Origin of the sequence: Pseudomonas protegens (assembly GCF_003732485.1) — a bacterium.
In the GTDB taxonomy this organism is placed as follows: Bacteria; Pseudomonadota; Gammaproteobacteria; order Pseudomonadales; family Pseudomonadaceae; genus Aquipseudomonas; species Aquipseudomonas protegens_B.
Genome location: NZ_MOAK01000087.1, coordinates 255,517 through 264,281 on the forward strand (window position 1 = coordinate 255,517; position 8,765 = coordinate 264,281).

At 64.3% G+C, this 8,765-nt stretch carries 10 protein-coding genes; 7 read left to right on the forward strand and 3 right to left on the reverse strand.

Features of this window, described 5'->3' with window-relative positions; translation table 11 throughout:
* Positions 1–685 (forward strand): EAL domain-containing protein (locus tag BLX41_RS31315; RefSeq protein WP_259745429.1); only part of this gene is annotated, 685 nt, incomplete at its 5' end.
* Between the two features lie 36 nt (positions 686–721).
* Here BLX41_RS31315 and BLX41_RS31320 read toward each other — a convergent pair.
* The 3 genes from BLX41_RS31320 to BLX41_RS31330 form a co-directional block, all read right to left on the reverse strand.
* Positions 722–1,111 carry a YceK/YidQ family lipoprotein gene (locus BLX41_RS31320; protein ID WP_259745430.1) on the reverse strand — a complete coding sequence of 130 codons (390 nt, stop codon included), beginning with the start codon at positions 1,109–1,111 and terminating at the stop codon, positions 722–724.
* A gap of 63 nt (positions 1,112–1,174) precedes the next feature.
* Positions 1,175–1,495, reverse strand: coding sequence for a YceK/YidQ family lipoprotein (locus BLX41_RS31325; protein WP_102881730.1), 321 nt, complete (start codon positions 1,493–1,495; stop codon positions 1,175–1,177).
* A gap of 57 nt (positions 1,496–1,552) precedes the next feature.
* On the reverse strand, positions 1,553–2,089 hold the full coding sequence (locus tag BLX41_RS31330) for a DinB family protein (RefSeq protein ID WP_123727990.1): 537 nt from the start codon (positions 2,087–2,089) through the stop codon (positions 1,553–1,555).
* 247 nt (positions 2,090–2,336) lie between these two features.
* Here BLX41_RS31330 and BLX41_RS31335 point away from each other — a divergent pair, with 247 nt between their 5' ends.
* From BLX41_RS31335 to BLX41_RS31360, 6 genes are all read left to right on the forward strand, one after another.
* Complete coding sequence (locus BLX41_RS31335; protein WP_123727991.1) at positions 2,337–3,611, forward strand: cystathionine gamma-synthase family protein; 1,275 nt, start codon at positions 2,337–2,339, stop codon at positions 3,609–3,611.
* A 152-nt stretch (positions 3,612–3,763) separates the two neighbouring features.
* Positions 3,764–5,197 carry an amino acid permease gene (locus tag BLX41_RS31340; protein WP_123727992.1) on the forward strand — a complete coding sequence of 478 codons (1,434 nt, stop codon included), beginning with the start codon at positions 3,764–3,766 and terminating at the stop codon, positions 5,195–5,197.
* Between the two features lie 41 nt (positions 5,198–5,238).
* Positions 5,239–6,129, forward strand: coding sequence for a LysR substrate-binding domain-containing protein (locus tag BLX41_RS31345; protein ID WP_123727993.1), 891 nt, complete (start codon positions 5,239–5,241; stop codon positions 6,127–6,129).
* 16 nt (positions 6,130–6,145) lie between these two features.
* Positions 6,146–7,522, forward strand: coding sequence for a threonine synthase (gene thrC, locus BLX41_RS31350; RefSeq protein ID WP_123727994.1), 1,377 nt, complete (start codon positions 6,146–6,148; stop codon positions 7,520–7,522).
* A gap of 22 nt (positions 7,523–7,544) precedes the next feature.
* The gene (locus BLX41_RS31355) at positions 7,545–7,982 is read left to right on the forward strand and encodes an Lrp/AsnC family transcriptional regulator (protein ID WP_123727995.1); all 438 of its coding nucleotides are present in this window, start codon (positions 7,545–7,547) and stop codon (positions 7,980–7,982) included.
* Positions 7,983–8,373: 391 nt separating this feature from the next.
* Positions 8,374–8,598, forward strand: a complete 225-nt coding sequence (locus BLX41_RS31360; protein WP_123727996.1) for a hypothetical protein — start codon at positions 8,374–8,376, stop codon at positions 8,596–8,598.
* Positions 8,599–8,765 lie beyond the last annotated feature (167 nt).

Genomic DNA, 8,765 nt, shown 5'->3' on the forward strand with positions numbered 1-8,765 from the left:
CCGGGTGCTTTACCACGAAGGGCTGTTGCGCCAGGTCGATGCCCAGGGTGGGGATGCCTATCCCCTGGCGCTGCTGGAGAAACACCCGGTGATGCGCGAGCTGGATCGCAGCGTGGTGCTCTGCGTGATCGATGGCCTGCTGCGTGACGAGCGCCTGCGCCTGGGCTGCAACATCTCGGCCCGCAGCGCGATCATCGACAACTACTGGTACGCCATCATCGAGCTGCTGCAGGGGGCTCCTTCAGTGGCCGCGCGGCTGGTGATCGAGATCACCGAAAGCGCCACGCCGCCGAGCATCGAGGCGGCCAGCGAGTTTGTCCTGTGCCTGCGCGAACTGGGGTGCCGGGTGGCCATCGACGATTTCGGGGCGGGCCTGGGGACCCTTGAATTCATCCGCCAGACCCGGCCGGATATCGTCAAGATCGACAAGGGTTACATCCAGCGCGCCCGTGGCGAACTCAACAGCGCCCAGACCCTCAGCCACCTGGTGCAGCTGTGCAAGACCCTGGCGCCTTGCGTGATCATCGAAGGGGTGGAAACCGCCGCCGACCAGAGCCTGGCCACGGCCTGTGGTGGCGAGTGGGGGCAGGGTTATCTGTTCGGTCGCCCGCAGGTGGATCGCCTCGGCCGGCGCTGCCGCCTGGAGCAGCGGGCGGCAGAGCTGTGCGCGCCGGATCAGGCGTAGCCACGCTGCGGCAGCGGGGCAGGGATGGCGCGCAGTTCAGTCGGGCTGCACCGTAATGGGCGGGGTGTTGGCGGTTGGGTCTTGCACCTCGGCAGCGACGGGCAATGCCGGCAGGTCTTCCAGGGGCGAACGCGTCATGTCCACGTGCATGTTGCGCTTGGGCCGTTCCGGCTGGAACGCGTCGTAGGGCAGCAGCACGGTGTCGAGCGCCGCATCCAGGGGCAGGCTGGTCACCAGCAGGATCGGGCACACCACCGTCACCCAGCAGCCGCCGGTGATCATGCGTGCGTAGCCCATGTCATAGCCGGTGAGCACTTGGGCGTTGGTCTTGACGCTGCGGTAGTAGCGGTCGTCGCGAAAGTCCAGGGCATTGCCGCGGGCCATGTAGGTGCCGCAGCCGGACAGCAGCAGGGTGTTGAGCAACAACAGGCAATTGATGATTCGGATGATCGGGCTTCCACGCAGGGGCGAAACAGGGTCGGGCGCGAATCAGTGATTCATCGCGTCATAGGGCAGCAGCGCGGTGTCGGCCACGGCATCCACCGGCAGGCTGACGATGGCCACCACCGGGCAGACGATGCTGACCCAGCAGAAGACCGTGGCGTAGCCGTCGTAGCCACTGGAGCCACGCATGGTCAGCAGCTCGATATTGGCCTGGGTGCCTTTGTAGTAGTCGTAGCCGCTATGGGCGTTGGGCGTGCGGGCGATCAGGGTGCCGCAGCCCGTCAGGGACAGCAGGGACAATAGAAGTACAGCGTTGAGGGCTTTGATGATGCCATTCCTTAGCGAGCAGATTTTTGCCGCGCGCATCGTCGCAGAAGCCTGGGGCGCACGCTAGATAGGCTCGAATAAATAATCGGCACCCGCTCAGATCGCTGATGGAATCAACAGCAGCAGATCGGTATCGCCGATGTCCACGCCGGCTTGGGTCAGCAGGGTGCTGGCCTGGCCCCGGTGATGGGTCTGGTGATTGAAAAAATGCACCAGCAGGGCATGCACATTGCGCTCGGCGACCACGCCCCGGGTGTTGGCGTAATGCAGGCTGGTGTCCAGGTCGGTCTCGCTCAGGGACTGGCTGAAATCAAGGATCAACTGGTCCAGCCATTGGCGTTGCTGCCAGAGCCCGCCGAGGTCGGGGAACAACAGGGTCTTGAGGTCCTGGGGCAGGGCCACCTGCTGCAGAGGAGCCAGCGCCGGATGCTGCGCCGGGTGCTGGGCAAAACGCTTGAGCCAGATGGTGTCACCGGCCAGCAGGTGATTGAGGGTGCCGAGGATCGAGCCGAAAAACGCCTGGCGGTCGAGGACGATCTGCCCCTCGGGCAGGCTCATGGCGGCGTTATACAGCTTGGCGTTCATCCATTGGTTGTAGCGGGCCATCAGGTTCAGGTGTTCGGTGCGGTTCATGGCCATTCCTTGTGGTGGTGTGGGGCGCTCGATCAGGCGGGCATCAGCTTCGCAAGGTGAATGGCCGGCGCGCAAGGGCGGTTTGAAAATGCCCGTGCGATGGGCGTTTTCCAGGCCGGCGAGGCATTAAAAAAACCGCCCCTTTGGCCCCGATAACATCGTTTCTCGGGGCTTGGGCTTTTCTCTATATTGGCCACCAGATCCAGCGCGGCAACAGGCCGCGCGCCCTTTATGGTGAGCCGTTGCAATGAATAAAAAACCTGAACGCACAGGGCTGGAAAATCCCGGAACCGCCACTCGAGTGGTCTGGGGCGGGGAGCAGATCCGTCATCCCTACAACGCCACGCAAACGCCGATTGTCGCCAGCGCCGCCTATGGCTACGACGACATCGACCAGTGGTACGACGTAGCACTGGGCAAGGCCCCGGGCTTTATCTACAGCCGCATGAGCAACCCCACGGTGGAGACCCTGGAAGCCAAGCTGCGGGACCTGGAAAACGCCGAATCGGCGGTGGCCTTCAGCAGCGGCATGGCGGCCATCAGCGGCGTGCTCTACAGCTTCCTGCGCCACGGTCAGCGAGTGGTGTCCACCAAGGACAGCTACGGTGGCACCAACAAGATTTTCGAAGAGTTCCTGCCGCGCATGGGCGTGGCCGTGACCCTCTGCGAAACCTTCGACCAGCAGCAGATCGAGGCCGAGATCGCCAAGGGCTGCGACCTGCTGTACCTGGAGACCCCGACCAACCCGACACTGAAGATCGTCGATATCCAGCGTCTGGTGAGCGCGGCGAAACAGGTCGGCGCCCTGGTGGTGGCAGACAACACCTTTGCCACGCCGCTGAACCAGAACCCCCTGGCCCTGGGCGTGGATGTGGTGATTCACAGCGCCACCAAGTTCCTCAGCGGCCACGGCGACGTGCTCGGTGGCGTGGCCTGCGGCAGCGAAGCGCTGATGAGCCAGGTGCGTCACTACCGGGAAATCAACGGCGCCAGCCTCGATCCGTTCTCGGCCTACCTGATCATCCGCGGGATCAAGACCCTGGCCCTGCGCATGCGTCAGCAACAGCACAGTGCCGCGCAACTGGCGCAGTTCCTGCTGAATGAGCCGCTGGTGGAAGCGGTGAATTACCCAGGGTTGCCCAGCCACCCGAATCACGCCGTGGCCTGTGCGCAGATGCGCGGTTTCGGCGCCATCGTCAGTTTTGTCCTGGTGGGCGGCATGGACAGCGTCAAGCTGCTGTTGCCGCGCCTGCGCTACGCCCACTGCGCCGGCAACCTGGGGGCGGTGGAAACCATCTACGGCCCGGCCCGTACCACCAGCCATGTGGAGAACACCCTGGAAGAGCGCCAGGCCCTGGGCATTTCCGAAGGCCTGGTGCGGATCTCGGTGGGCATCGAAGACACCGATGACCTGCTGGCCGACCTGCAACAGGCTTTTGCCTGGCTGCGCCAATCCCTGAAGCACAACCCGGCGCCCGGCGCCGTCCCTTCCCTGAATGCCCGGGCCGAGGTCGCCCACTGAAAGAGCGCGCAACACCCCCACAGCAAGGCAGCCCGTGGGGGCTTCATGAAGAGGAATAACAATAAAAACCTGGTGGCATCCGATTTGTTTTCTGCCCATTTCCACAGTCGCAGAAATTGAGACTTGCCCTGACAACTTTCATGAGAACCATCATGTCCCTACAAGAACAACAGACCGACTTGCGCGGCGGCTTCAAGCAAGAAATGCAGACCCGGCACATCGTCATGCTCGCCCTCGGCGGGGTGATCGGCACCGGGCTGTTCCTCACCTCCGGCTACACGGTGAACCAGGCCGGCCCACTGGGGGCGGTGATCGCCTACATCATCGGTGCGCTGATGGTGTACATGGTGATGATGTGCCTCGGCGAACTGGCGGTGCAGATGCCCGAGACCGGCTCCTTCAGCACCTACGCCACACGCTTTCTCGGCCCCGGAACCGGCTACACCGTGGCCTGGCTGTACTGGCTGACCTGGACCGTGGCCATCGGCTCGGAATTCACCGCCGCCGGCATCCTCATGGCCCGCTGGTTCCCCGACACCCCGGTGTGGATCTGGAGCGCGCTGTTCGCCATGGTGGTGTTTCTGTCCAACGTGGTCTCGGTGCGGCTGTTCGCCGAGACCGAGTTCTGGCTGTCGCTGGTCAAGGTGATCACCGTGCTGGTGTTCCTGGCGGTGGGTGGCGGGGCGATCCTGGGCCTGTTGAACATCGATCAGGCCCACAGCATCGGCTTGAGCAACTTCACCCGCGAGGGGCTGTTCCCCACCGGCTTCATGCCGATTGCCATGACCCTGCTGGCGGTGTCCTTCGCCTTCTCCGGCACTGAACTGATCGGCATTGCTGCCGGCGAAACCCGCGACCCGCAACGCAACGTGCCACGGGCGATTCGTACCACCGTGCTGCGCCTGGCGATCTTCTTTGTCGGCACCATCTTCGTCCTCGCCACCCTGTTGCCCCGGGAACAGGCCGGTTTGGTGGAAAGCCCGTTCGTCACGGTGTTCACCTACATCGGCATTCCGTACTCGGCGGACATCATGAACTTCGTGATCATCAGCGCGCTGCTGTCCGCCGCCAACTCCGGGCTGTACGCCGCCTCGCGGATGCTCTGGACCCTGAGCGACCAGGGCCACCTGCCCAAGCAGTTCTCGGCCCTGACCCGCATGGGCACGCCGCTCAACGCGATCATCGTGAGCATGGCCGGCGGCGCGGCCTCTTTGCTCAGCAGTGTGTTCGCCCCGGACACCATCTACCTGGCCCTGGTGTCGATTTCCGGGCTGGCGGTGGTGGTGGTGTGGATGAGCATCGCCGCCAGCCAGATCGCCTTTCGCCGTCACTATGTGGCCAACGGCGGTGATGTGCGCGAGCTCAAGTTCCGGGTCCGCGGCTATCCCTGGGTGCCGCTGGGGGCGTTGTTCTGCTGCGCCCTGGCCTGTGTCGGCATCGGTTTCGATCCCGAGCAGCGGGTGGCCCTGTACTTCGGTGTGCCCTTCATCGCCTGGTGCTACTTGGTGTATTACATTACCCGCAGTAGCCGCCAGCGGCGCCTGGCCCTGGCACCTCTGGCACGCTCGTCCGATGCGCTGGGCTGAAGGGCGAGAGCGGTATCCAGGGTGTCCATGAGAGCCAGGCCATGAAGCAGAAAAGCTTGCCCCCGCTGAACTGGCTGCGCGCCTTCGAAGTGTCCGCCCGCTGCCTGAACTTCACCCACGCCGCCGAGGAACTGTTCCTCACCCAGGGCGCGGTGAGCCAGCAGATCCGCCAACTGGAAAGCCACCTCGGGGTGGCGCTGTTCAAGCGCCTGCCCCGGGGCCTGGACCTGACCGAGGAGGGGCGCTCCTACCTGCCGGTGGTGCAGGACGCCATCACCCGGCTGGCGGTGGGCACCAACGAGATCTTCGGCCAGCACCAGCACCGGCCGATCAAGGTGCGCGGCAGCCTGGCGTTCTTCGTCCACTGGCTGGCGCCCAAGCTGGTGAGCTTCCAGCAGGCCCAGCCCCAGGTGGACCTTCGCTACATCAGCAATATCTGGGTCAAGGAACTGGACGGTGAGGACGACATGGAGATCCGCTGGGGGCGCGGGCACTGGCCGGGGCTGGTGGCCCAGCGCCTGACCTGGGACAGCCTGTTCCCGGTTTGCGCCCCGGCCTTGCTGGCGCGCTTGCCGCTGCAGGTGCCGGACGATCTGGCCCGGCATCAACTGCTGCATGTACTGGGCTATGAGGAGGGCTGGGGCTACTGGCTCAAGCGCGCCGGCGCCAGTGGCGTGGACTCGTCCCGGGGCATGCAGTTCGACACCCTGATCTCGACCCTGCGCATGGCCGAACTGGGCCAGGGCGTGGCCCTGGCCCGTTCCTCGATGGTCGCTGAAATGCTGGCCGATGGGCGTCTGGTGGAACCCTTCGAGCAACGCATCGAGGCCAGCGAATCCTTTTATCTGGTGCGCGGCGCCGACGCCGAGCAACACCCCGATGCGCTGAAGTTTTCCACCTGGCTGGTGGAGCAGGCCCATCGCTACAAATGACTGGCCGGAGCCAAGCATGCGTTATGTGAGTACCCGCAGTGCCACCGAGCAGGTGGATTTTGCAACCGTGGTCCTGTCCGGCGTGGCGGCCGACGGCGGGCTTTATGTGCCGCAGCAGTTGCCGAGTTTCAGCCCCCAGGAAATCGCCAACTGGTCGACCCTGGATTACCCCGAACTGGCCTTTCGCGTGCTCAGGCCCTTTGTCGGCGACAGCCTGCCCGAGGCGGACTTCAAGGGGCTGCTTCGCCAGGCCTACAGCGGTTTTGGCCATCGTGCGGTGGCGCCGCTGCGCCAGATCGATCGCAATGAATGGCTGCTGGAGCTGTTTCATGGCCCCAGCGGTTCGGCCAAGGACTTTGCTGCACGCCTGCAGGCCCAACTGGTGGGCTACTTTCTCCAGCGCCGGCAGCGGCGTGGGGTGCTGGTGGGGGCCACCAATGGCGACACCGGGCTGGCGGCCATCGAGGCCTTCAAGGACTGCCCGCAGACGCGACTGCTGGTGTTCTATCCGCAGCACGGCGTGCCCGAGCAGCAAGGGCGACAGTTGCAGGCGGCGCACCAGCCGGGCCTGTGGCGCTTCGCCGTGGAGGGCAGCTTCGATGACTGCCAAACCCTGGTCGGCCGCTTGCTGCGTCAGTGGCCGTTGGCCGAGCATGAGGTGATCGGCTTCAACTCCAGCAACTGGGTCGGGGTCATGGCCCAGCTGGTGCTGTATTTCCATGCCGTGCTGCAACTGGGCGGGGGCCAGCGGCCCATCGGCTTCAGCGTACCGGCGGCCAGTTTCGCCGAGGTCTATGCCGGCTACATCGTGCAGAAAATGGGCCTGCCCATCACCCAGATGATCGTGGCCACCAACCGCAATGACGCCCTGCACCAACTGTTCCTGAAGAACCAGTATTCCCGGGGGCAGGCCAGCCAGAGCCTGTCGCCGGCCATGGACCTGTCGCTGTTCGCCAACCTGGAGCGCCTGGTCTGGGAGCTGTATGGCCAGGACCCGCAGGCGGTGGCGGCGCTGATGCAGGGCTTCGAGGACAGCGGCGAGATGACCCTGGACAACGAGGCCTGGCTCCAGGCGCGGATGATCATCGACTCCTATTCGGTCAGTGATGAAGAGACCGGCAAGGAGATCGTCAGCCTGTATCGGGACACCGGCTACGTCATTGACCCCCATGCCGCCACCGGCGTCCTGGCGGCGCGCCTGTACCGCCGCAGCCTGGTGGCACCGATGGTCACCCTGGGAGAGATTGCACCGGCCAAGTCGGTGCGCCTGCTGAGCTCGCTGGGCATCCCCGGGCTGCCGCAAGAGCCGGTGGCAAACCCTTCGACGCTGCAGTGGCAGACGCTGGCCGCGGATGACTTTGGCGCGCTGCTGCACTGCCTGGAGTCCTGGTGATGGGCCGGTGCAAGGTGAGCCTATGAAGCGGATTCTTGATCCTCTGGACGAGCGCATCCTGGCCGAACTGACCCTCAATGCCAGGGCCGCCCACGCCGAGCTGGCGGCCAAGGTCAACCTGTCGCGCAACGCCGTGCGCCAGCGTATCGAGCGCCTGGAGCGGGACGGGGCGATCCGGGGCTACACCATTCGCGTGGGCGAGGGGCGGGGCGCGGACACCCGGATCAATGCGCTGATTTTCGTCTACCGCTACGACCGCATGCGCGGTGCCGAAGTGCTGCGGGCCTTGCGTGCCATGCCGGAGATCGTCCAGTGCGAAGTGCTCAGCGGCGAGTTCGATGTGCTGGTGCGGGTCAGCGCCGCCACGGCGGAACGGGTGCATCGGGTGTGGAATGACATCGCCGCCTTGCCCGGGGTGGAAAACACCGTGACGTCCTTTGTCTTGTCCTCGGTGAGTTAGGGGCTGTCTGCCTGCTTGAAAAAGCCAACGAGTGTTGGCTTTTTTGCTTTTTTGGCGCCGCAGACTGTGCCTGTTCATGCCTCATGAACAGGTGTTGGGCGGTACGCCTGGAAATGGCTTCGGTGGAAATCTGCGCGGGTAGCCGATGGCTCTAAGAAACGCCTCTGGCGGATCAACAGTCCGCTGCCAAGAAACCTCTTTCGAAAATTCAGATCAATCCGATGTGGTGGTTACCGGGATCAATCTAGTATCGGCGCCCACTGCAAGGCCCGTATTCCGGGGGGTATACGCAGTTTGTCGGGGTGCTCGGCGCTTGTTTGACGCCAAGGTAGTGGCACATTAGCATCGCTCGCCTTGTCTTGACCCTTGCTGCCCTTTCGAAGGACCGAATATGCCTATCTCCGCCCTCGGGATGAGGTTGTGCTGTGCCTTGTCTTGCCTGCTGCTGGCCGGCCCCGTGCACATGGCGATTGCCGCTCCCTTGCCCGCACCGACCTTCAACCCCGGCGACCAGGACCTGATCCGCGACCGGCAGAATCGCCTGCTGGAAGAACAGCAGCGGCGTCTCGAAGAACTCAAGGACCTGCCCGGGGCAAGCACCTCGCCGCCAGCGTGACCTTTGCCCATTCCCTCGAACGGCCCGAAGCCCTGAGTGAACGCGAAGCACCGATCTATTTCCGTTTGGACCTGTTCCTTTAATTCCGCTCTTTACCCGAGATACATGACATGGACGCTCGTCAGTTTGCCTTTCTGGCCCGCCAGCCTTCCGCCACCCTGCAAGCG

Excerpts from the sequence above, each read along its gene's own strand:
- BLX41_RS31325 (WP_102881730.1), bottom strand. The coding sequence starts at position 1,495 with ATGCGCGCGGCAAAAATCTGCTCGCTAAGGAATGGCATCATCAAAGCC.
- BLX41_RS31330 (WP_123727990.1), bottom strand. The coding sequence starts at position 2,089 with ATGAACCGCACCGAACACCTGAACCTGATGGCCCGCTACAACCAATGG.
- BLX41_RS31335 (WP_123727991.1), top strand. The coding sequence starts at position 2,337 with ATGAATAAAAAACCTGAACGCACAGGGCTGGAAAATCCCGGAACCGCC.
- BLX41_RS31340 (WP_123727992.1), top strand. The coding sequence starts at position 3,764 with ATGTCCCTACAAGAACAACAGACCGACTTGCGCGGCGGCTTCAAGCAA.
- BLX41_RS31345 (WP_123727993.1), top strand. The coding sequence starts at position 5,239 with ATGAAGCAGAAAAGCTTGCCCCCGCTGAACTGGCTGCGCGCCTTCGAA.
- thrC (WP_123727994.1), top strand. The coding sequence starts at position 6,146 with ATGCGTTATGTGAGTACCCGCAGTGCCACCGAGCAGGTGGATTTTGCA.
- BLX41_RS31355 (WP_123727995.1), top strand. The coding sequence starts at position 7,545 with ATGAAGCGGATTCTTGATCCTCTGGACGAGCGCATCCTGGCCGAACTG.
- BLX41_RS31360 (WP_123727996.1), top strand. The coding sequence starts at position 8,374 with ATGCCTATCTCCGCCCTCGGGATGAGGTTGTGCTGTGCCTTGTCTTGC.